Origin of the sequence: Streptomyces sp. NPDC059499 (assembly GCF_042749285.1) — a bacterium.
GTDB lineage: Bacteria > Actinomycetota > Actinomycetes > Streptomycetales > Streptomycetaceae > Streptomyces.
In genome coordinates, this window is sequence record NZ_JBHYTT010000002.1 from 651,800 (window position 1) to 673,683 (window position 21,884).

Genomic DNA, 21,884 nt, shown 5'->3' on the forward strand with positions numbered 1-21,884 from the left:
ATGGGTGATCAGGTAGGCCCCACGCCAGTCGCGTCTGTCCAGCAGGCCCTCCGCCTGCTGGAAGCGGCAGGAGCGCACGAGGGTGGCGTTCCCGCGGAACAGCTGGCGAGGGAGGCGGGGCTTCCGCCGGCCACCGTGCACGAGCTGCTGCCCGCGCTCACCCGTGACGGCTTCCTGAGGAAGCTGGACGACGACGGGTACGTCATGGGCGACGAGCTGTTCGAACCCAAAACGGGGAGCAACGCCGAGGGGCTGCTCACGCGCGTCCGCCCCGCACTCGCCACGCTGCGGGACGAGGTGTCGGCCGCCGCCTACCTGACCTTCTACGAGGAGGGCGAGATCCGCGTCGCGGAGATCGTCGACGGGCCGCAGACGCCGAGGGTCGACCTCTGGGTGGGATTCGAGGACGCCGGCCACGCCACGGCACTGGGCAAGTGCGTCCTGCGCGAGCTGGACGAGGAGGCGCGCGGCGACTATCTCTCCAGACACGACCTCGCCGATCTCACGCCCCGCACGATCACGCGGCGGGAGGAACTCGTGCGACAGCTCGAATCCTCCCTGCCCGCCCCTGTCGTCATGGACCGCGAGGAGTACTCCCTCGGCACGCTCTGCATCGCGGTGCCCGTCTACAGCGGGGACAAGCTCGGCTCCCTCGGCATCTCCTTCCGGTCGGACCGGATGTACCGGACCAGCCAGGTACGGGAGAGGCTGCTCGCCTCGGCGGAGCGGGTGACCAGGGGGCTGTCCCTCACCCTCTGAACCGCGCTGCCGGGTGCGGGCGGAGGACGCACAGAACTGAGACCGGGCGCGTGGTCATCTACCGGTCTCCGGCCCGTACCACCGCATGGCCTGGCCGGTGATCGCGGCGATGCGCGCGAAGTCATCGAAGCCGCCCTCGCCCGCTGCGGCGCAAGCATCTGAAGAGCACCACGACAGAGGTCGCTCGGGGCGCTGCCGACGACTTGCCTATCAGGAAAGCCAAGAGTTACTTTCCTCATGGGAAAGTTATCGGGGACGGGAGGGCGATAGTCGTGAGCATGCCGATGGATGCCGAACAGGCATGGAAGGATCTCCAGCGCATCCGAGTGCCGCAGGAGCGGGTGTACGACGAGTTCGAGCGCTCCGCGTCCGGCGGGCGCGGCATGACCTATGGCACGGCCGCCCTCATGTGGGTGTTCCTTGCCGGCGTCGGCATGGACCTGCCCCAGTGGGGCGTCGGACTGTTCATTGCCGCCTATGTCGGTCTGTTGAGCGCGCTGATCGTGATGAACAGCCGCAGGAGCCGGATGCAACTGCACCACACGCGCTGCCCCGGGCGTATGTGGGCCGCGTTCGGTGTGGCGGCGGTGCTGGTCGGCGGGACGGTCGTGCTGTCGGACCACCTGACCGAGCCACTGGAGCCGATCTACGCCGGCCTCGTCCAGGCCACGGCCGCAGTGGCCGTGTACCTGCTCTCCCTCGGTCCCGCCAACCGCTGGGCGGCCGACACGGTGCGGAGCGGCGGCGAACGGGCGGCCGTCGAGGAGGCGGGCCGATGAGTACCCCCGCCGGCTTCGACGAGCTGATCCACCCCGCCACCCGCCTGTCGGTGGTCGCGCTGCTCGCCGCCACCGAGTGGGCGGACTTCGCGTTCGTCCGCGACAGCCTCTCGCTCAGCGACTCCGCGCTCTCCAAGCAGCTGCACACCCTGGAGGGGGCCGGATACCTGGAGATCCAGAAGGAGGGCGGCGGCCGCAACCGCCGTACGAAGGTACGGCTGACGGACCGCGGTCGTACCGCCTTCGAGGGACATGTGGCGGCACTCCGGGCCATCGTCGACGGCGTCGGACCCGCGACCGGGGCAGCACAACAGCAGCCCCACGCGGAGGCGGGCCGATGACGACGTCCGGGCGCACCGACGTCCGGCCCGTGATCCATGTACGCGATCTGACCATGGCGTACGGCGATGTCGACGTCCTGCGCGGCATTGATCTGGACATCCGCCGCGGCGAGGTCTTCGCGCTGCTCGGGCCCAACGGTGCGGGGAAGACCACCACCGTCGAGATCCTGGAAGGCTTCCGGCAGCGCTCCGGCGGGGAGGTGAGCGTCCTCGGTGCGGACCCCGAGCGGGGCGGCGACGCGTGGCGAGCCCGGATCGGCCTGGTCCTGCAGTCCTGGCGAGACCACCGCCGCTGGCGGGTCGCCGAGCTGCTGACCCACTTCGCGACCTACTACCCCGACCCGCGCGACCCGGCCGAACTGCTGGCCCTGGTCGGCCTCACCGACCAGGCCGGCCGGCAGGTGGACCGGCTGTCCGGCGGCCAGCGCCGGCGCCTCGACGTCGCGCTCGGCATCGTCGGCCGCCCCGAACTCCTTTTCCTTGACGAGCCGACCACCGGCTTCGACCCTCAGGCGCGGCACGAGTTCCACGTCCTGGTCGAACAGCTGGCCCGCGACGATGGCGTCACCGTCCTGCTCACCACCCACGATCTTGCCGAGGCCGAGCGGCTCGCCGACCGGATCGCCATGCTGGTCGGCGGCCGGATCCGGGCCTGTGGCACACCCGCGGAACTGGCCCGGCTTGCCGCGGCCCAGGCCGAGGTCCGCTGGACGGCCGACGACGGGGCGCCCCGCCGCGAACGCACAGAGGACCCCTCACGGCTGGTCTGGGAACTCCACCGGCACGCGGACGGACCGATCGCCGACCTGGAGGTCCGCCGTCCGACGCTGGAGGACACCTACCTGCACATGGTGCACCGGGAGGCCGACGGCACGGACGGGGCCGACGGCACGGACAGGGACGCGGACGAGGAGGCACCGGCCGCATGAGGGAGGCACACATGACGAACAGGACGAACAGCTGGCGTGCAGGGCTCCAGCGCGGCGGAATCGAACTGCGGCACCTCCTGCGCAACGGCAAGGAGATGTCCGGCCATCTGACCAACGTGGTCGTCGCGTTGCTCGTCGCCGCCTACGTCAGCGACGACGTGCCCGGGACCAGCACCCCGATGAGCCACCTGGTGCTGGCAGGCTTCGCCGCCTACCTGCTGTTCCAGGTCGGGCTGATCAACCTGCCACAGATCCTCGTGACCGAGCGGGAGGAGGGCACCCTGCTGCGGCTGCGCACCACGCCCGGCGGGATACCGGCCTACCTCATCGCAAAGTGTCTGCTTGTGGTCGTCCTGGCGGTCGGCACCCTGGCGCTGCTCCTGGTCGCCGGGGCCCTGCTGGCGGACGGGCCGCTGCCGCACGGGCCGGGCGACTGGCTGACACTGCTGTGGGTCACCACACTCGGGCTGCTCGCCGTCGTACCGCTCGGCGCGGCCATAGGCGCCGTACTGCCCAACCCCCGCGAGGCCTTGGCCTTGATCATGCTGCCGACGATGGGGCTGCTGCTCACCTCGGGGACGGTGTTCCCGATCACCGCACTCCCCGTGCCGGTCCAGCATGTGGCCGCGGTCTTTCCGCTCAAGTGGATGGCTCAGGGCCTGCGTTCGGCGCTGCTCCCGGACTCGGCACGGACCGCCGAGGCGGCCGGCTCCTGGGAACTGCCCATGGTCGCCATGGTCCTCACGGCCTGGGCAGTCCTCGGGTTCCTCCTCGCGGTTCCGCTCCTGCGCCGCGCGGCCCGCCGCGAGTCCGGCTCGCGGCTGACCGCCCGCCACCGCAAGGCGGCGCAGAGCGGCGTGCCGGCCGCGTAGGCGGCCTCGCGACCACCGGGTTATGCCGCCACGTCACACGGAACGTGGCCACCCTCGCGGTCCCACCGAGGATCAAGGGAGAGTCGAGGAGCCTGACGAGAGCAGCGCGGAGGGCTCCGACGAGTCTCGATGAGACCGACGAACCTGGAAGAACGCCGAAGGGCCCCGCAGCAAGCTGCGGGGCCCTTCGACGTATTGCCCGGTGAGAGCAATGGCGGAGGATACGAGATTCGAACTCGTGAGGGGTTGCCCCCAACACGCTTTCCAAATGTTCGCGTGGGGGTCCGGAAAGGGCCGGGGCGTCCTCACCTGGGACAGAGCGTTCGGGATGGCCCTGTCCGGCCGGGGCCGGACGGGGGCGAATGAGACCCGAACTGAGACCGGGGATACTGCCTGTCCCTGACGCGAGCTCGGCCAGCTGTTGCCGTTAGCCCGCTCTGCCTGGGGCGCTGAGCTGGAGCATCCTGCTGATCCGCAGCTCCGGCGAGCGGCCCTGTCCTGCCGTCAGGCCGACAATTTCGGTCGCCTTGAACGCCCCTTGCAGGTCGAGAAGATGGTGTTTACTGCCTGTCAGATAGCCGATCGCATGGGGTGAGAGAGGTCGGGAGGCAGCAGTGGAGCAGGTAGAGGGCGTAGAGGGTGCTTTCCGGAAACCGTCCCAGGTAAGCAACGAGCTCTCCGGGCAGGTGGATGGGCCAGCCATCCAGGCGGGGGCTATTCATGGCGATGTAAACATCACGATGACGGGTCGACCGTCCGTAGCTGAGGCTACCGAAGAGGCCCTCGCTGAGGAGTTGCGCAGGTCGTCGCAGATCTGGAGGGCCCGGTTCTCCAGTGTCGACCTCGTCAACCTGCCACGGATGGCGATGCTCGCGCAGACCAACGCTGTAGCGGCCGCAGCAAGGAGAGCCGGACTCGACAGCACGAAGCCATTCGGCGGACAGGGTATGGCGCCCGGGGAATTCGTCCGGATCGTGCGCCCGTTGTTCGAGACATGGGACGCGGAGGCGGTGACTCTCAGCGAGCGCACGGCAGGAAAGGTGCATCGCGGCCTTCTGGTCTCGTTCGAAGGTGCTATGCGCTGCAGCAACCCGCCCGAGGCTCCGCTGCAGGAGCCGACCGGAGTGCTGACCAAGGATCCTCACCTCGTCTTTTTTGTGGGGGCGAGGAGAGTGATCGTTACCTTCGACCCGCGTTGGCTAACGACATGGACGGCGAATACAACGCTCCATGAGGCTGCTGAAGAGTCGTTGATTTTCTCGGGTATCGGCACTGTGGCATCAGTATCAAGCGGAGGACAGATTCGAATCTCCGCACTTGTATACGGGCGGCCGGAAACCCTGGTGCAGGCTCAGTTTGAGTACGCAAAGCAGTCTCTTCTTCCGGATCCGCCCGGTTTGACGTGGATGGATTTCCGCAACGAACTTTCAGAGTCGGAGCTTGCGCAGCTCCATTTGGATCCATCCCGGGAAGGAGTAATTGTGAGCCGCAAGACTATCGCTCTACTATTCGATGAGGATGAGGTGCTGCCCGGGCAGATCGACTGTGATGTGTTGACGCAGGTTTCACGGGTAGTTCCCGAGTATCGACGTGACCTGGGTGTGGCCGTCGCTAGTCTGCTATTCAACGATAATGGAGTTTCAGTTTCTGATCTCGCTGCTTATTTCCTGGCTCGGGAGCCCGCACTCTGGAAGACTCTCACGGTGCCTGGGCTTATCACTCTGATCAAGTCCTACAACCTCGCTGTCTCTACCATTTCTGGGCTCAGCGAGGAGCAGGCGGTGGACTTGGGCGCAGTGATGCGTGAAATGGTTCCCAGTTATCTCGGTAGTGTTGAGGTGGACAGAAGCCTGCCCTTGCATGATCGACTACTGCCGCCGTATGACGATTACCATGTTGCCGGTGCGGAATTGCGGCTGGTTTATAGTGCGGCAAGGCGGCTTCAGGATGAGGCTAACGGTGAGGACCTCGAAGCACCGTTGAATGAATGGCGTGACAGAGGGCTGTTTCGCACCGTGAGGTGGGAAGAGGATATGAAACAGTCAGCAGCTGAGGAAGAACAGGCGTCGATGCTCATCCAGGCTTGGCTGAATACGCAGTCTGAATGAGCCCGCAGAGCGATCCATCAGAGGCACTCTGCTGTAGTGGGGGCACGCATCGGAGCTCAGTTTAAGGACCGAGTGAAGTTGGCACGGGCATGGTCCTCGAAGTAGTTTTGCGCCGATCGAATCGCCCCGGTCGCCGGGCCTGGCTACCGGGGCGATGCAAGTTTTGATGAGCCCCCGCCGATCAGCCCCTGTTGGGTGAGTCTGCGGTGCGTGTTGTGTTGAAGGTGAGGCTTGAGAAGTCCCGCCCTTGAAGCACCGGGCCACTCTGAGCGCCGCCGCTGATGGTGTTGTGCACATCGCTTGATGAGCTGGCCTGTGCCCGCTGCCACCACTCATCGAGCAGTACGCGGAACTCTCCATCCAGGGCTGCTCGTACGCCGAGAGCGGTGGCCAGTGCCTGCGCGCGCACTGGGTCTGCAGGCTCCCCCTCAAGCGCGACGACTTCCAGCTCGCCGGAGCTGGCCTGGAGTGTCCCGGCGCCTCGTTCTTCCTGTGCCGCAGCACTCCTGAACGGACGCCGAACCAGGGCAGTTAGTCCTTGCCACGCCTGACGTCCGGCTTCGCCGCCGAGCCCGCCGGCCAGCGCGGCAAGGGCGGCTGCGGTGATCGGGTCCATGCTGTGGACTCCCTCGTTCGGTGACTGATACCACTCTAAGTCGGCCTCGCAGCCTCTCGAAGCGGTTCCGGCACATCCAGGTCCGATGAACCTGAAGCTGTGCCTTCGGCGCTGCCGCCTCTTCACCAGCCCTGCTGCAGCTTGATGCCCCAATTCAGCGCCATCCGGATCGGTCAGCAGTTGCGGCTGGCTGCTGGGTCACTCGTGCCGGAGACGGATTGCCAGCACGGTCCCGTCGGCTCGGATGGACACCGCGCTCCACTGTTTCGATGTGCTGTGGCTCGGCCACTGGCCTCGAAGTTCGTGTACTTCGCGTCGGTATTCGTTGACGCGTCCGTGGTGGAGGTGCATGTACAGACTCTTCTCGAGCCCGGAGAACGCCTCCACGCGGGTACCGTTGAGGCGGTAGATGTGGTCGGTGCCGACGAAGTCGACGTCGTGGATGCGGTGCTCCGCATCGCGCAGCCTGTCTGTGTCGGCGTGGACGTCGTTCTGGAAGTGGCGTCGCCCCTGCTCCTTGGTCAGGTACTGGGCGGTGGGTTTGCCACCTCCGGTGAAGGCCATCAGGGTGGCCGCTTCCGTCCGTGCCAGCACGATGCTGAACCAGGCGAACGACTTTGGCAGTACCTGGAACCCGGGGATGGTCGTCCCTTCTCGTTCCGCGTGCCCCACGACGTCGGCCAAGCGGTTCCCCTGGTCCAGGGCGAGGTCCAGGTCGGCTTCCGGTGTCTCTCCGTGCGGGCTGAGGGCAGTCGTGCCTGGTGCCTCCAGGATGTGCAGGGCGAGGCTCTCCTTCTTGGGGATCTCAGTCCCGATGAGCAGGTACGGGACGGTGCCATAGGGCCCGATGTGCACGGAATCCACGTGAGCACTGGCCGTGCTGAGCTGCTTGTGCACCTGCTGAACGGTGCTGTGGGTGCCCTTCGAGGAGACGAGGAGGACCTTGGACGGCTGCCCCGGCTGCCAGGCTTCGACGAAGAAGTGGGGCCGACGCTGCAGCGGTTCCGGGAGGGGGCCCGCCCCGGAGGCGCTGCGAAGGGTCCAGCCGGCCTTCAGAGCAACGTCCGACGGAATCACGGAGACCGAGTGGTCGGGGTACCGGGACCTGACCAGCTTCTCGGCCAACAGAGAGGCGAAGCCGGTGCCGATCTCCCCGGACTGCGTGGCCTTGTAGAAGCGCAGGAGATCGCGCCCCTCGGACGACAGCTGCAGGTAACCGCCTTGGTTGCCCTCCAGGGCCTGGATGTAGCGCAGACTCCCCCAGTGCTCGGCCAGTCCCCGCCCCGCGCCCTGTCGGGCCGAAGCAGCACCGAGACCGATGGCGTGAATGACCTGCCAGGGTGTGAGAGTCAGAGATCGTGGCGTGATCCGGACAGCCCTGCAGTCGGTGCGCCGACGAAGCGGTCCCTGCCCCTTGCCTGTTCGCTTCTCGTCCTCATCATCTGCCGCCTCGGAGACACGGGCGGCCAGCTCGGTGGACGAACGGACCTGGACGTACGAGGTGTTGCTCAACTCGTCGATGATCTCGCTGACGGCTTTGGATTCGTCCTTCTTCACCGGCTGGCCCTTCCGTCGATGTCGCGTGGCGTGAGCCACAGGACGGTAGGACGGGGCAGGGGAGCGCAATCAAGTGCGCACGAGGGGGCGCAGGCTGGTATCTGGCCAGCCATCTGGGATGAGGGCTCAGTAGCTCGTCGACCGTGGCCTCTGGCCCTGGATCTCGGCCGTAGGAGATGGCTCCAGGAGCCGCTTCGACTACCGTATAGCTATGAGTCGTTGTACAGCCCCACGCCAGGGTCATCGGACCGCCAGCGGACGTGCGGCGTGCCCCGCGTGCGGCGGCGGAGGCTACGGGTACTCGTCGCCCCGGTCCTACTACCCGCCGCCGACTTACACGCCGCGGAGCGGTGGCGGGGGCGGCACGACCAGTGGGGGCAGCTCCAGTAGCGGTAGAACGCGGGCGCCTTGGTCACCGAGCACCTCCTCCGTGATTTACACGCCTGCCGAGGTGAAGGGGCTGACTCCTGTTCGCGACGCCGCCGTGTTGCGCGCGCGCCAACAGCCCGACCTTCGCGATGTCTTCCTCTGCCACGCATGGGATGACCGACGCGGTGCCGCCCGGAAGTTGTGCGACCTGCTGGAAGCAGAGGGCGTGTCCGTCTGGTTCAGCGAGAAGGACATCGCGCTCGGCCTACCGTTCATGCGGGAAATCGACAGGGGTCTGGCGAGGTCGCGTACGGGTCTCGTCCTGGTTACCCCAGCGCTACTGAGGCGCATCGATCGCGGTGGTGTCTCTGACAAGGAGCTCTCGGAGCTTCTTGCACGTGACCTGCTGCTCCCTGTCATGCACGAAACGACCTACGGCGAACTCCGGGACATTAGCCCCTTGCTTGCTTCTCGAAACGGCTTGGACACGGCGGATGATTCGATGGCAGTTATTGCCACCAAGATCGCCGAGCTGGTCGCCGTTGAGGACGACCTGTCCGGGCTGCCCACACCGGAGAACTAGTCGTCCGGCGGCGTGCCCGGACGTCGCTTCGCGTCGCCGGCGTTAAACCCGCAGTGTGGCTGGCCGACCTCGCATGGGAGACCGAAGCCTGTGTGGCTGACGCGCTGACCTCTGATCCACTTGCACGGCTCACGGTTCCTCGGCCCCTATGAGTGAGCTCTCCCCGCTCGCGCTCCTATTGAGCGAACCCAGGTCGCGGCCGTGACCAGGCCCTGTGCCGCTCCACCTGTCCCGCCTAGCGTTCCCCGTCGCCAGCCGCGTACGGACCGGCAGACTCAGTTTGTCGACCTGCGCCCTTATCACAGTGAGCCGTCGCACCGCCTCTGTGTGAAACATCCGGCGCTGCCACCGCTGGTAGCGGTAAGCACACTCCATGGTCGTCCAGGCCAGCCAGAACCCCACAACCCCAGCGACGACGGGCGCCGCGTGCAGCCGCGCCCCACCCCCGCCTTGGACGCCGAGGGGCAAAGTCCAGGCGAGCGTGAGGGCGACGGTGAGCGCCAACCATAGGTTGTACCCGCTGAAGATCCAGGGCTGTGCCTCACACAGCCATCGGAACCGCCCACGTTCCGCCGCACGCGCCTGAGTAGCCACCGCCCCTGCCAGCTCTTCGAGCGCGAACCGTGCTCGGTCCCGCTGCTCTCGCCGGATCGGCGCTTCCCATTCTTGCGTACGCACGTCAAGCCGAGCGATCTCCCGCCGGACCACCGCAATCGGGGCTGCCGCGGGCATCGCTCCCGGCCACTGCACCCACCGTTCGCGGTCCTCCTTGAGGGAGCGTACGAAACCGGCTGCCATCGGGCCGACGACAGCACACATGCCGAGTATCAGTACGACGGCGAAGCCGGGACTCTGCCCCCACACTTGAGTCACAAGCACTGCCGCGAACAGCAGCAGAAAGGCCGGCACCGGATAGGTTGCCCGGAGGTAGTTCTCCTGCGAGGCGTCCTGCAGTTCACGTTCCCACGCCTGAACGAGGCGGCGCATGAGGCCGCATGCCAGCAGTACAGCGATTAGAACGAAGCCCATCAGCCCAAGGGAGGCCAGGGCGAGCAGCAGGGCGACCGGGTCGTCGTCCGGATTTGAGGACGGCCCGGTCGCCGTTGCTGCCCACGGCACTAGAACGCAGAGCGCGGTGGCGATGAGGCCGGTGGCCCAGCCGAGTAGTCGGCCGGGCCGTCGTGGCGCCCGCACTTCAGACAGGACTGCTGGCACCCACTCCGATGCCACCAGGGTCTCCAGCGAGGCGATTAGCTCCTCAACGGATGCGTCCCAGTCATCCGAGGGGAGGCGATGTGCCTGCCGCAGAGAGAGATCGCGGATCGACGTGGGAAGCAACTCGGGCGATGGTGGCTCTGCGGCGTCAAGGAGCAGTGGGATCACGGTCTTCCCAGCGGCCAGCGCCAGTTCGATCTCGTGCCGCACCCAGTCGCCCGGGCGGTCGAGGGATCGAGCGCCCGTCGGGTCGCGCGCCTCCAACCAGCCCTCCGGAATGGTGACGAGCAGGACCTCGCAGTCATGCACTCGGGCTCTGAGGTCGTTTGGGTAGCGGCTACCCGGCAGCATCGACGACGTGTCGAGGAAGACTTGCGCGTCACCGAAGTGTCGGCCGAGCCGATGACGCAGCCGGTGCACCGCATCCGTGGCACGCGGACTTCTGCGGTAGTTGATGAAGACGCCCCCCATGGCGGTGTAGCTCCTCTCGTCCGTTCCCTCTGTCAGGGTGGTGGCTGGGTCTTGCTCAAAGCACTCAGAATCGCGAAGGCCAGGGCACCCAATGCACGCGGTGGGCTGTGGCCAGGGCAGATGATCTTCGAGGGAGATCACGCTGTGACGCTCTGCCCGCTGCGGTCGGCGCCCCTTGGTCACGCGCTTGCGGGCGCCCCGGATCCATGTGCTGAACTTCTGGGCCATGGCGCTGACGGACGTAGACCGGCTGCTCGCGGTTGCGATCCGCGTCAGGGCTGCCGTGTGTGACCACCTCGCCTACAAGGTCATGACTTCTTGCGTTCTCGTACAAGTTGTCGGAGGTCGCAGTTAGAGTCGCAGTCGTCCGCATCGGCACTCTCGATTGGCGCTTCCATGGCCAAGACAGTCTTCTACAGCTTCCACTACGAACAAGATGTCCACCGCGTCCAGTTGGTTCGCAATATTAACGCTCTTGAAGCGCAGCCACTGTTGAACTCGCAGGACTGGGAGCAGGTGCGTAGGCGTGGAGACGAGGGAATCAAGAAGTGGATTCACGAACAGATGGCGTACAAGAAGGCCGTCATCGTGTTGATCGGCAAGTACACGGCAAGTCGACCCTGGGTCATGCATGAGGTTAAAAAGGCATGGGCCGACAAGAAGCCGCTGCTGGGGATCCGAGTCCATGGACTCTCGGCTCTGGGGGGTGTTGATAGTGCGGGTTCCGACCCCTTTGTCAAGGCTATTGGTGCGGGGGTAGTGCCAGTATTTGATCCCACGACGCAGGATTGGTCGGGAAAGACTGACAGTAAGGCGACTTATAATAAACTGCGTGACAATTTGGAGTCTTGGTCGGGTCAAGGGGTGATTAGGCGGTCATGGTAAATCAATCCGCATGCCCGTTTTGCGTGATTGTCGCAGGAGGCGACTCCAGTGCGAGGGTGGTGTATCGCACCCAAGAGGTCACCGCATTTTTTCCATTGGAACAAGCCACTCGCGGTCACACTTTGGTAGTGCCGAACCGTCACGTTTCAGACCTGACCGATCTCAATGCTGTTGAGGCCCATGATTTGGGTGAAGCGCTTCTGAGGGCAGCGCGTGCGATCCGTTCGGCCCTAGCTCCGGATGGTTTGAACGTGATTCAGTCGACCGGGGCAGTTGCCACTCAAACCGTAACTCATGTGCATTTCCACCTCGTGCCCCGATGGTCGGGGGATCGCATGGTGCTTAGATGGCCTACGGGTGCGGCCGAAGGTAGTCAAGCTCAAAGTCAGACTCTCGCTGCGATCCAGTCTGCGCTTTTTAGTGGAGTAAGCGCGGTTGGGGCGGAGGACCGTCGGCAGCACTTGTCGTTCATTCAAGCGATAATTACGCGCATGTCGCAGGCGTCGTCATCCTCGAAGGCGTGGCTGCTTCCAATTGTAACCGCGACTTACGGATACGCGATCACGAAGAGTTCGATCTTCGTGGCACTTCTTGGCCTCTTGGCGGTGCTTGTCTTCGGTATTCTTGATGCTAATTATCTAAAGCAGGAGCGCGCCTTTCGTAAGCTCTATGACGAGGTAGCGGCCGGTCGTTCAATTCCTGCCTTCTCCTTGAATCCTACCCTGGCGTCGCCTGCGGGTTCTCGTGTCAACTACTGGCCGGATTGGCCCGATATTAAATCGTGGGCGGTTGCTCCCGTTTATGGGCCCTTGCTGCTTGCGGGGATGGGTATAGGGGCTTGGCTGCTCTACCGTTGAGGCCCCAAAATGATCGCTTCGGCGAACCTGGAAAAGGCATCGGCGCCAGCGTGTTGGCTTTGTGCCCATCGCCGTGCAGGATCGCTGCTCTGGCTGCCCAAGCCAGCAGAGTCTCGGCGAGCCAGCGGACGTGACTGCCGACCTGTGCCTCGGCCGGTCCGAGGCGCATGGGTGTGCCGCTCAGCAGCAGCGCAGGGTGGGTTCTGCCTTGATCCGCTGGGCACGTAATGAGCATGAACCGATCGATGGCGAAGTGGGCATGTTCGGTGGCCGAGGCGGAGCTGCGTGAGTCCCTTCCCCGTCGTTGGATGCACTCGCAAGGGGTCGCGCGGCGCGCGGCCGAGCTGACTGAACTCCTGGGTGGTGACGCGGACCTGCTGGCTTCTGCCGCCGTGCTTCACGACGTGGGCTACGCACCGCGGCTGGCAGCGACAGGCTTTCATCCGCTGGATGGTGCCCGGTTTCTTCGTGACGACCATGCTGCGGATGAGCGGCTGGTGCGGTTGGTGGCAAACCACTCGTTGGCGTTGCTGGAGGCGGAGGAGCGCGGGCTACGGGGCGATCTGGAAGCCGAATTTCCGCTGCTCGACGACCACCGGCTCGTGGATGCCTTGGTGTATTGCGACATGACGACGACGCCTGACGGGAAGGACACGTCTGCCGAGGATCGGCTGGAGGAGATCATGGATCGCTACGGTGCAGACAGCCTGGTGGGGCGGTTCATCCGTCGCGCATCGCCGGACATCCTCGCGGCCGTGAGTCGGGTGGAGGCGGCTTTGGCGGCTCAGCCCAGGTAGGGGTACGTGCCGGCGAGGTAGTCGCCGATCTGCTGGCGCATGCTGGGGTGGATGTCGTACTGGTCCAGGTCGCTCGGCTGGACGTAGCGGACGCCGTCGGCTTCGTCGTTGATCGTGGGCTCGCCGCCTACGGGGCGGCCGATGTAGGTGTTTTCGTACTGCTGGCGGATTTCGCCGTCGGTGTAGGCGACAATGTGGTTCGGGTTGGTGTAGACGCCCAGGAAGCCGGTGATCTCGGCGATGATGCCGGTCTCCTCCAGGCATTCCCGTACCGCGCACTGTGCCGCCGTCTCGCCGATGTCCTGAGCGCCGCCCGGCAGGGCCCACTGGCCCGTGTCGCGACGGCGCTGGAGCAGGATGGCGCCGCTGTCATCGACGACGAGCAGGTTGTTGGCGGGGATCAGGGTGTTGGCCTTGGGCGCCTTGGGGTCGTTGTAGTACTCAGTCCTGCCCATGTGAAGAGGTCCCCTCCTGGTCCGACGTCCAGGGCCGCGCGTTGGCCCAGACGGCTTCGAAACTCTGAGCGTAGTTGTCGAACCACCCTGTGGCGTCGACTCGCTTGAGATGGAGCAGTGGGTTCGCGCTGGCCGGCTGGCCCCAGACGTGCGGGTTGACCAGCAGGTCGTCGTCGTAGCGGAACATGGAGGTGTAGAGCGTGGTGTCGTGCAGCCGGACCTCGCAGCCGGCCTCGGACCGCAAGGGACGGTAGTAGGTCAGGGAGGCGCGGATCTTGGCGCCGAGAGTGTCGCCGATGCCTTCTTCGTGACCGCGGATTGCCGCTGCCTGGCCGTTCGATTCGCCGAAGCACAACCGGACTTGGACGCCGTCGGCCGCGCGCTCGGCAAGCATCTTGGCGACGTGCGGGTTGGACTGGGCGAAGAAGGTGCCGGAGAAGACGAGCACGCCGATCTGCTTCTGGGCTCCCTTCAGGAGCGAGAGCCACGTGTCCCGAGGAACGCTGGCCCTGTTCTGGTAGGTGCCGACGAGCTCGATGCCTAACCCGGCGCTGGGTTGGCTCGCGCTCAGTGTCGGGGCTGGCCAGAGGAAGGTCTCCTCCACACGCAGGTGTTGGGCGACGTGGAACCGGTGGCGTGGGTGGGGCACGCGTCCGCCTAGCCAGCGACTGACGGTTTTCGGGTCTACCTCGCAGGCTTCGGCGAGCGATTCTGGTGAGACGCCGCGTTGGGCGAGTACGGAGTGCAGTCGCTCGTTCACAGCGCTATCCAAGCCGACGCGGTCAGGAGCGGGCAAGGACGCTTTGGGACGTTCCTGCGAAGCTGACGCTGCGACCGGGGTATTTACGCTGGTGGCATGGAGCTCATCGTCCTGTGGGACATCGACCACACGCTCATCGACAACTCAGGGGTGAGTAAAGAGATCTACGCCGCTGCGTTCGCGGCGCTGGCGGGGACCTTCCCGTCCGGGCTGGCGCGGACGGAGGGCCGTACGGATCGCCTGATCATGCGCGACATGTTCCAGCGAAACGGGCTCTCCGAGCCGGACTGGGCAACTGTCGAGGCTGCCCTTACCCACGCTGGACAGCAGCGGCTCCACGAGCTCAGCAAGCGCGGGACAGCCCTGCCAGGCGTCCGCGATGTACTGAAGGCGGCCTCGGTACGCGAAGCCTGGGTCACATCGGTTCTCACCGGCAATATCGCGGCCAATGCCCACGTGAAGGTATCGGCGTTCGGCCTTGACCCCCTGCTGGATCTGGCAGTTGGCGCTTACGGGGCCGATGCCCTCCAGCGTCCCGGCCTGGTAACCGTCGCCCGGGAGCGTGCCCATCGTCTCCGGGGCGTACGGGATGACGTGCCAGTCGTACTTGTAGGGGACACGCCGAGGGACGTCGAGGCTGCACTCGCCACAGGCTCGGGGATCATCGCCGTCGCCTCTGGCGTCCACAGCCCCGAAGAATTGGCCGCCGCAGGCGCATCTGTGGTGCTGCCGAATCTGACGGATACCGCGCAGGTGCTCGGGATCCTGGAGAGCTTCGCGGCGCACTGAAAACGTCCCAGGACGTCCTCGGATCGTCCGGATACGCGGTGATGCGGTCCCATGTCGTTCCGCCAGCATCAGGTCTCCCACCAGGCAATTGCCCGAAGGAGACTCACATGATCGGGGAAGTCACCGGGATCCGCAGGATCCGGATGCTGTACCTGCAGCTGCTGTATCGCTGCAACTTCGAGTGCCTGCACTGCTTCCACGGCAAGCGGCTCCAGCACGCCGACGCGTTCACGGCGGACGAGGCGATCAACCTCCTCACGCTCATGCGCGAGCAGTACGGCACCGAGGCTGTCACCCTGCTGGGCGGCGAGCCGTTCGTCTACAAGGACCTCACCCAGGTCGTCCGGTACGCCAAGCAGGAACTGGGCATGCGGGTCGAGATCTGCACCAACGGCTATCGGATCGAGCGCCGGCTGACCGAGATCGCCCCCGACCTGGATCTGCTGCGGGTCTCGCTGGAAGGCATCGGCTCGACCAACGACCACATCCGCAAGTTCGGGAGCTACCAGAGTGGGCTGAGCGCACTCGACATCGCCCGGGGGCTCGGCGTCCGCACCGGCGCGACCATGACGGTCACCTCTCGCAACATCGACGAGGTGCTGCCGCTCGCCCGCACCCTCCAGCACTACGGAGCAGAGCAGTTGAAACTCCACTGCCTGCGGCCGGTCGGCAACGCCGCCGCCCACCCCGAGCTCCTGATCACCGACCCCGCTGCCTACATCCGCCTTCGAGGCCAGCTCCAGGCGGCCGAGCTGGACATCGAGGTGATCGTCGACGAGGACCTGTCCGAGCACGGCGCCCCAGAGATCTGCGCTCCCGAGGGAGGCCCCGAGGCCATCGAGCGGATCGAGGCCGACCCGCGCGGTGCACTCACCATGTCCTGCAAGGCCGTCGGCAAGGACTCGCACGCCTTTTGGTACGACAAGCTCGCCGACCACATCGACCACCGCCCGTCCGCCACCGACGAACTCACCCTCGCGGTACCGGACGTGCTCTACGGCCGTGTCTGACGCCCCGCTGTTCGAGAGCCTCGAAGGACTCCGCGGCACCGGCAAGTCGACCGTCGCTCCGATGCTGGCAGTGGCCCGTGGAGCCGTTCTGGTCCCGACCGTGCCGCTCATCTACCAGGCGCTGCGACGCGAGGTGGACCTGCTGGAGAATACCGAGGCCCGGATGTGCTTCTACCTGTCCGCGCTGTTCACCGCGGCCGATGAGATACGGCGCCACCTGTCCGCGGGCACCTCAGTCGTCGTTGAGAGCTACTTCGCTCGCTGCCTGGCCAACCACCGCGCCCTCGGAGCCCGTCTCGGGGTAACGCTGCCGCCTGACCTGCCGCAGCCTGTGACCTATCAGCTGACATGCGGCGAAGACGAGCGTCGGCGTCGGCTCGCTGATCGGATCAAGCCCGTTTCCCGGTGGGACGCCCTCGTCGAAGGTGCTTCCGACCGGGTTGCCGACGCCTACGCCCGGTTCCCGATGCATCGCGTGGACACCACGCGGCTGGACCCCGACAAAGTCCTCCAGGCGATCCTGGCCACCGACACGCAAGGAGCCCACCACCGTGCAGACGCAGAGCCTGTGGGAGCACACCCTCACCTTCTTCCCCCAGTTCCTTGCCGCACTGAAGGAGCGTGCCGCTCCTGACGCCACTGTCGCGGTCATCGGCGCGAGCGACGGCAAGTTCATCCTGCCGCTGGCCGCCGCCGGCTATCGCGTGATCGCCGTAGAGCGTGATCCCCTTGCTCTTCACGGCGGTGAGGTCAGCCTCCCGGGTGATAACCGGGCTCACGCAATGGGCCTCATCGACCGCCTCAAGCTCGAATCGCTTTACGACAGCGTGCAGGTGGTGGAGGAGGACTTCCTTCAATCGGAGCCCTTGGACATGCCGTGCGACGCCATCTGGACGAGCTGTTCGTGGCATTACAGTGCCAACCACAACCGTCCGCTTGCCGAGTTCGTCACCCGCATGCAGTCCTCCGTAGGCCAGGACGGCATGTTTGGCGCGGAGTTCATGATGCCTGTCACCCAGCGCCAGCACCTGGTCGAGCACTACACGTCCCCCGAGAAGCTCCGGCGCCACTTCATCGGCGACTGGGACGTTCTTCTGACCCTGCGAACGAATGAGTTTGCCGAGCGGGCCCACATCGGCCAGCTCCAGGACCACACCCACCGGATGGGCCTGCTCCTCGCGGCCCGCACCCCCTCCTTTCGCTAAGGGAAGAGCCCCATGAAGCACGAGTACGAGGCCAAGTTCCTCACCATCGACGTCGCCGTCCTCCAGGCCAAGCTCACCGATCTCGGTGCCGCCCAGGCGTTCCCGCGCATCCTTCTCACCCGCAAGATCTTCGAGAACGATGCCCTCGAAGGAAGCGCCTGGGTGCGGCTGCGTGACGAGGGCACCCGATCGACGCTGACCCTCAAGCAGGTCACCGACGCCACGACGATCGACGGCACCACCGAGATCGAGACCGAGGTCACGGACCTGCACGCCATGGCCGAGATCCTCCGCAGTCTCGGCATGCGCGAAGTCCGGTACCAGGAGAACTACCGCGAGGAGTGGCGCCTCGGGGAGGTCGCCTTCGACTTCGATACCTGGCCGGACCTCCCCACCTTCGTCGAGATCGAAGGGCCGGACGAGGCATCGGTCCGACAGGCGGCTGCCATGCTCGGGCTCGACTACTCCGAGGCCCGCTTCGGCAGCGTGGATGAGATCTACAAGAGCGAATCCGGCCGCGACATCCTGGCCGAGCCCACCCTCCTCTTCGCGGACGCCGACAAAGACGGGGCAGCTGCCGTGGCTGCCCAAGGCCGCTGACTGTGAGGGCCGAGCTGTGCTTATGGAACTGGCCGTGCCCCACCGGGTGATTCCCGGTATCGCCGAGTTCGCCCGTGGCGGCCTACCCGCGCCGGCAAGCACCGACGACGCCAACCACTGGGTCGACGGACTGTGCTGGCTCTACTGCGGCCAGAGGTGGACGCGTGTCCTGTGGATCGGTCCCGTGAGCGTGGCCGGTGCGCAAGCAGCGATGTACGCCTGCGGCCCCTGCATCCGGGAACTTCAGGAACAGGTCTGGCAATCCATTCTCCTCAACGATGAGCCGGTGCGTTCGCCGAGGGCCGGGGCTCCCGCTGAGGCAGAGCCTGATGGCAGGCGTCGGGCGGGGAAGCATCGAGCACAAGGCAGATTCCTGCGCCGCGGATAAACCCCTTGGTGCGGCGCCGGGCACCTCCAGGGCGATGGCGCCGCGCGCTGCACCATCCAGCCGCCGGGGGCGCCCGCCCCTGGCGGCTGAGGACTTCTATCGGCGGCGATGCCGATGGTGCTGATCGGCGGGCAAGGGCGTTGACGTGTCTATCGGGGGCCGGTTCTGCTGGGCGGGGGCTCCTGCGGTCAAGGTGGTGCGCAGGCGGGCGGCTTCAGCTCGTCGGTTGCGTGCGGGGTTGCGGCTGGTGTGCTGGATGCGGGCGATGAGGACGCGAGCGGGTTGGCGGGCGGTGGTCAGTTCGCGTTGGGCGGCGGCTTCCTTTACTTCCAGAACATCAGAGGGAAGACGACCGAGGAGTATTGCGCTTCGGGCATCGCCACGCGCAGCTCGTCGGCGGCATCCCACAACCGGTTCTTGATCTCCTGCTGGGTCACTGCCATCAGTTGGGGGTGTCCTTGCTCGTGTCCGGGTGGCGATCTCAGGGCCGCGGAGCTTCCGCTGGGCATCCTATTTTGTCCCTCTGACAGTGAGGCTGTGGTCGCCCTCTCTGCTGGCCGGTTCAGGGGCCGACTTGGGCTGGTGCGGTCCGCAGGTTGCCGCGAAGCTTCGTGCGGGTCACCCAGGAAGATCTTGGTCTCGATGCGGTCGACGATCGCGACCCCGGTTGCCCTGATCGTTGGCATAGAGCAGCCGGAGCCTGACCGTGGAAGGCCACGGCTGTCCATCCTGGGTAACTGAGACCAAAACTGAGACCACGCACGCCGAAGGGCCCCACCGCAAGCGGTGGGGCCCTTCAACGTATTGCCCGGTGAGAGCAATGGCGGAGGATACGAGATTCGAACTCGTGAGGGGTTGCCCCCAACACGCTTTCCAAGCGTGCGCCCTAGGCCACTAGGCGAATCCTCCGCCGCAAACAATACAAGACGTTGGGGAGTGCTCGCGAACACGTTCACCCGGAGATCGTTCCGAGCGGTCCCGGAGCGGACCCGGGGGGCCGGGTGGGTGGACTTCGGGGGGCGGGGATCGGTTAAGGTGGGCGTCAGCCCCTCACGTGGCGCTATCTGACTGAACTCCCCCAGGGCCGGAAGGCAGCAAGGGTAGGTTGGCTCTGGCGGGTGCGTGGGGGGCCCTTGCGTGCCCGGGGGTGTGGTGTCCCGCCGATGGTGTGCCCGGAGCGGGGCCGGTTGTCGGTCCGCCCCGATAACCTCGTATGTGTGTCGTCCCTTGCGCTCTACCGCCGCTATCGCCCCGAGTCCTTCGCCGAGGTCATCGGTCAGGAGCATGTCACTGACCCCTTGCAGCAGGCCCTGCGGAACAACCGGGTCAATCACGCGTACCTGTTCAGCGGGCCGCGCGGATGTGGAAAGACGACCAGCGCGCGCATCCTCGCCCGCTGTCTGAACTGCGAAGAGGGTCCGACGCCGACGCCGTGCGGAAAGTGCCAGTCCTGCCAGGACCTCGCGCGCAACGGACCGGGTTCGATCGATGTGATCGAGATCGACGCCGCGTCCCACGGTGGTGTGGACGATGCCCGTGACCTGCGGGAAAAGGCATTCTTCGGGCCCGCGTCGAGCCGGTACAAGATCTACATCATCGACGAGGCGCACATGGTCACGCCGGCAGGGTTCAACGCCCTGCTGAAGGTGGTCGAGGAGCCTCCGGAGCATCTCAAGTTCATTTTCGCGACCACGGAGCCCGAGAAGGTCATCGGCACCATCCGTTCGCGTACGCACCACTACCCGTTCCGGCTGGTTCCGCCCGGGACGCTGCGTGGCTATCTCGCCGAGGTGTGCGGCAAGGAGAACAGCTTCGTCGAGGACGGTGTGCTGCCCCTCGTCGTGCGTGCGGGTGCGGGATCCGTGCGTGACTCCATGTCGGTCATGGACCAGTTGCTGGCGGGCGCGGGCGATGACGGTGTGACATACGCCATGGCGACCTCGCTGCTCGGCTACACGGACGGGTCCCTGCTGGACTCCGTCGTGGACGCTTTCGCCGCAGGTGACGGGGCGGCGGCCTTCGAGGTCGTGGACCGGGTGATCGAGGGCGGCAACGACCCACGGCGCTTCGTCGCGGATCTGCTGGAGCGGCTGCGCGACCTGGTGATCCTGGCCGCCGTGCCGGACGCGGGCGACAAGGGACTCATCGACGCGCCCGCCGACGTGGTCGAGCGGATGCAGGCCCAGGCGTCCGTCTTCGGCGCCGCGGAGCTGAGTCGCGCCGCCGATCTGGTCAACGAGGGGCTCACGGAGATGCGTGGGGCGACCTCCCCGCGGCTTCAGGTGGAGCTGATCTGCGCCCGGGTGCTGCTGCCCGCGGCTTTCGACGACGAGCGTTCGCTCCAGGCCCGGCTGGACCGGCTGGAGCGCGGCGTGTCCTTCGCGACGGCCGGCGCGGGCCCTGCCGTGGGGTACGTCCCGGGGCCGGAGGCCCATGCACCGGCCGGTGCCGGACTGCCGGGCGGCGGACCTGCCGCAGCCCGTGCGGCGGTACGCGGCGAGGCACCCGAGGGCGGCCCCGCAGCCGCACCCTTCGCAGCCCCGGCTGCAGCCCCCGCCGCTCCCGCCGTCCCGGAGGCTCCGGCTGTCGCGCCGCCGGTCCATCAGGCACCCGCGGAAGCGCCCCCGGCAGAAGCGCCGGCCGCCGGTCAGCGGCCGGGGGCATGGCCCGCCGCCGCAGGAGCCGGAACGGCCGGAGGCGCCGCGGCGGAGACGGCGCGTCGTCCCGGGGGCTGGCCCACCGCGTCCGCGCCGGGCCAGACACCGCCCCCGCAGACGGCCCCCCCGGCAGCCGCCCCCGTCCCCGCCGCGGCTGCCTCGGTCGCGCCGTCGGCGGCACCCGCGCCGGGTGGACAGGACATGGCGCAGGGCGTCGGCCAAGTACGGAACATGTGGCCGGACATCCTGGAGGCCGTGAAGAACCGCCGGCGGTTCACCTGGATCCTGCTCAGCCAGAACGCCCAGGTCACCGGCTTCGACGGCACCACACTGCAGATCGGCTTCCTCAGCGCGGGCGCCCGGGACAACTTCGCGAGCAGCGGCAGCGAAGAGGTGCTGAAGCAGGCTCTCGCCGAGCGGTTCAACGCCCAGTGGCGGGTCGAGGCCGTCATCGACCCGTCGGGTGGCGGAGGTGGCGGAGGCATGACCCCGCCGACCGGTGGAGGCGGTGGCCGCCCTCCGGCCGCCCCCTACCAGCCCCCGGCCGCCCCGCAGGCGCAGGCGCAGTCGTACGAGTCCCGCCCGGCTCCGTCCCAGCAGCCCCAGCCGCCGTCCCAGCAGCCCTCGTCCCAGCAGTCCGGGCAGTCGGGACAGTCCGAGCAGGGGTACTCAAGGGCCGCGCCCGAGCCGCCTCGCTCGGTCGCTCCCGAGGACGACACCGCCGAGGCCGACGATCCGGACCTGGTCGACTCCGCGCTCTCCGGGCACGATCTGATCGTCCGCGAACTGGGAGCGACCGTCGTCGAGGAGTTCAACAACGAGTAGGGGCCCGTGCCGCCGACCGTGTCCACGGAGCGGCGCCCGTCAAGGCGCCCGGCCCCC

Annotated in this window: 22 protein-coding genes, 1 tRNA gene and 1 other RNA gene; 17 read left to right on the top strand and 7 right to left on the bottom strand. The window is 66.6% G+C overall.

Annotated elements, in window-relative coordinates; translation table 11 throughout:
- From ACFW9O_RS08365 to ACFW9O_RS08390, 6 genes are all read left to right on the top strand, one after another.
- Complete coding sequence (locus tag ACFW9O_RS08365) at positions 1-759, top strand: IclR family transcriptional regulator (RefSeq protein ID WP_384606449.1); 759 nt, start codon at positions 1-3, stop codon at positions 757-759.
- Positions 760-1,037: 278 nt separating this feature from the next.
- Positions 1,038-1,538 carry a hypothetical protein gene (locus tag ACFW9O_RS08370; protein WP_384606452.1) on the top strand — a complete coding sequence of 167 codons (501 nt, stop codon included), beginning with the start codon at positions 1,038-1,040 and terminating at the stop codon, positions 1,536-1,538.
- On the top strand, positions 1,535-1,879 hold the full coding sequence (locus tag ACFW9O_RS08375; RefSeq protein WP_384606454.1) for a transcriptional regulator: 345 nt from the start codon (positions 1,535-1,537) through the stop codon (positions 1,877-1,879). The genes ACFW9O_RS08370 and ACFW9O_RS08375 overlap by 4 nt, the downstream gene beginning before the upstream one ends.
- Positions 1,876-2,808 carry an ABC transporter ATP-binding protein gene (locus tag ACFW9O_RS08380; protein ID WP_384606456.1) on the top strand — a complete coding sequence of 311 codons (933 nt, stop codon included), beginning with the start codon at positions 1,876-1,878 and terminating at the stop codon, positions 2,806-2,808. Before ACFW9O_RS08375 ends, ACFW9O_RS08380 begins: the two co-directional genes overlap by 4 nt.
- An 11-nt stretch (positions 2,809-2,819) precedes the next feature.
- On the top strand, positions 2,820-3,680 hold the full coding sequence (locus tag ACFW9O_RS08385; protein WP_384606458.1) for an ABC transporter permease: 861 nt from the start codon (positions 2,820-2,822) through the stop codon (positions 3,678-3,680).
- A 614-nt stretch (positions 3,681-4,294) separates the two neighbouring features.
- Positions 4,295-5,788: a hypothetical protein gene (locus ACFW9O_RS08390; protein WP_384606461.1), complete on the top strand. Its 1,494-nt coding sequence runs from the start codon at positions 4,295-4,297 to the stop codon at positions 5,786-5,788.
- A 181-nt stretch (positions 5,789-5,969) separates the two neighbouring features.
- On the opposite strand, the gene ACFW9O_RS08395 is transcribed toward ACFW9O_RS08390, so the two are convergent.
- Both ACFW9O_RS08395 and ACFW9O_RS08400 read right to left on the bottom strand, forming a co-directional pair.
- The gene (locus tag ACFW9O_RS08395) at positions 5,970-6,404 is read right to left on the bottom strand and encodes a hypothetical protein (protein ID WP_356326588.1); all 435 of its coding nucleotides are present in this window, start codon (positions 6,402-6,404) and stop codon (positions 5,970-5,972) included.
- A 198-nt stretch (positions 6,405-6,602) separates the two neighbouring features.
- Positions 6,603-7,961, bottom strand: a complete 1,359-nt coding sequence (locus ACFW9O_RS08400) for a hypothetical protein (RefSeq protein ID WP_384606465.1) — start codon at positions 7,959-7,961, stop codon at positions 6,603-6,605.
- 430 nt (positions 7,962-8,391) lie between these two features.
- Here ACFW9O_RS08400 and ACFW9O_RS08405 point away from each other — a divergent pair, with 430 nt between their 5' ends.
- On the top strand, positions 8,392-8,913 hold the full coding sequence (locus ACFW9O_RS08405; RefSeq protein WP_384606467.1) for a toll/interleukin-1 receptor domain-containing protein: 522 nt from the start codon (positions 8,392-8,394) through the stop codon (positions 8,911-8,913).
- Positions 8,914-9,042: 129 nt separating this feature from the next.
- Here ACFW9O_RS08405 and ACFW9O_RS08410 read toward each other — a convergent pair whose 3' ends face one another.
- Positions 9,043-10,599, bottom strand: coding sequence for a toll/interleukin-1 receptor domain-containing protein (locus ACFW9O_RS08410; RefSeq protein WP_384606469.1), 1,557 nt, complete (start codon positions 10,597-10,599; stop codon positions 9,043-9,045).
- A gap of 396 nt (positions 10,600-10,995) precedes the next feature.
- Here ACFW9O_RS08410 and ACFW9O_RS08415 point away from each other — a divergent pair, with 396 nt between their 5' ends.
- The 3 genes from ACFW9O_RS08415 to ACFW9O_RS08425 all read left to right on the top strand — a co-directional run bounded on the left by ACFW9O_RS08415 (position 10,996) and on the right by ACFW9O_RS08425 (position 13,138).
- The gene (locus ACFW9O_RS08415) at positions 10,996-11,484 is read left to right on the top strand and encodes a TIR domain-containing protein (protein WP_384606471.1); all 489 of its coding nucleotides are present in this window, start codon (positions 10,996-10,998) and stop codon (positions 11,482-11,484) included.
- A 56-nt stretch (positions 11,485-11,540) separates the two neighbouring features.
- Positions 11,541-12,341: an HIT family protein gene (locus ACFW9O_RS08420; RefSeq protein ID WP_384606474.1), complete on the top strand. Its 801-nt coding sequence runs from the start codon at positions 11,541-11,543 to the stop codon at positions 12,339-12,341.
- 245 nt (positions 12,342-12,586) lie between these two features.
- A complete protein-coding gene (locus ACFW9O_RS08425) occupies positions 12,587-13,138 on the top strand; it encodes an HD domain-containing protein (RefSeq protein ID WP_384606476.1) in 552 nt (183 codons plus the stop codon).
- Here ACFW9O_RS08425 and ACFW9O_RS08430 read toward each other — a convergent pair.
- Together ACFW9O_RS08430 and ACFW9O_RS08435 are read right to left on the bottom strand one after the other, a co-directional pair.
- Entirely contained in the window at positions 13,126-13,593 is a 468-nt protein-coding gene (locus tag ACFW9O_RS08430) for an NUDIX domain-containing protein (protein ID WP_327368872.1), read from the bottom strand. The genes ACFW9O_RS08425 and ACFW9O_RS08430 overlap by 13 nt on opposite strands.
- A complete protein-coding gene (locus ACFW9O_RS08435) occupies positions 13,580-14,353 on the bottom strand; it encodes an XRE family transcriptional regulator (RefSeq protein WP_384606479.1) in 774 nt (257 codons plus the stop codon). Before ACFW9O_RS08435 ends, ACFW9O_RS08430 begins: the two co-directional genes overlap by 14 nt.
- 96 nt (positions 14,354-14,449) lie before the next feature.
- On the opposite strand from ACFW9O_RS08435, the gene ACFW9O_RS08440 reads away from it, so the two are divergent.
- The 5 genes from ACFW9O_RS08440 (at position 14,450) to ACFW9O_RS08460 (ending at position 17,957) form a co-directional block, all read left to right on the top strand.
- Complete coding sequence (locus tag ACFW9O_RS08440; protein ID WP_384606482.1) at positions 14,450-15,142, top strand: HAD family hydrolase; 693 nt, start codon at positions 14,450-14,452, stop codon at positions 15,140-15,142.
- A 107-nt stretch (positions 15,143-15,249) separates the two neighbouring features.
- Positions 15,250-16,152: a radical SAM protein gene (locus ACFW9O_RS08445; RefSeq protein WP_384606485.1), complete on the top strand. Its 903-nt coding sequence runs from the start codon at positions 15,250-15,252 to the stop codon at positions 16,150-16,152.
- Positions 16,145-16,786 (top strand): hypothetical protein, encoded by a 642-nt coding sequence (locus ACFW9O_RS08450; RefSeq protein WP_384606488.1) that lies wholly within the window; start codon positions 16,145-16,147, stop codon positions 16,784-16,786. The genes ACFW9O_RS08445 and ACFW9O_RS08450 overlap by 8 nt, the downstream gene beginning before the upstream one ends.
- Complete coding sequence (locus ACFW9O_RS08455; protein ID WP_384606490.1) at positions 16,704-17,357, top strand: SAM-dependent methyltransferase; 654 nt, start codon at positions 16,704-16,706, stop codon at positions 17,355-17,357. The genes ACFW9O_RS08450 and ACFW9O_RS08455 overlap by 83 nt, the downstream gene beginning before the upstream one ends.
- Before the next feature lie 12 nt (positions 17,358-17,369).
- Positions 17,370-17,957, top strand: a complete 588-nt coding sequence (locus ACFW9O_RS08460) for a class IV adenylate cyclase (protein WP_384606493.1) — start codon at positions 17,370-17,372, stop codon at positions 17,955-17,957.
- 711 nt (positions 17,958-18,668) lie between these two features.
- On the opposite strand, the gene ACFW9O_RS08465 is transcribed toward ACFW9O_RS08460, so the two are convergent.
- On the bottom strand, positions 18,669-18,788 hold the full coding sequence (locus tag ACFW9O_RS08465; protein WP_384606496.1) for a type I restriction-modification system subunit M N-terminal domain-containing protein: 120 nt from the start codon (positions 18,786-18,788) through the stop codon (positions 18,669-18,671).
- A gap of 378 nt (positions 18,789-19,166) precedes the next feature.
- Positions 19,167-19,254: transfer RNA gene (locus ACFW9O_RS08470), tRNA-Ser, on the bottom strand.
- Positions 19,255-19,386: 132 nt separating this feature from the next.
- Here ACFW9O_RS08470 and ffs point away from each other — a divergent pair.
- Together ffs and ACFW9O_RS08480 are read left to right on the top strand one after the other, a co-directional pair.
- An RNA gene (gene ffs, locus ACFW9O_RS08475) (signal recognition particle sRNA small type) lies at positions 19,387-19,483 on the top strand.
- 79 nt (positions 19,484-19,562) lie between these two features.
- On the top strand, positions 19,563-21,827 hold the full coding sequence (locus tag ACFW9O_RS08480) for a DNA polymerase III subunit gamma and tau (protein ID WP_384606499.1): 2,265 nt from the start codon (positions 19,563-19,565) through the stop codon (positions 21,825-21,827).
- The last annotated feature ends 57 nt before the right edge of the window (positions 21,828-21,884 follow it).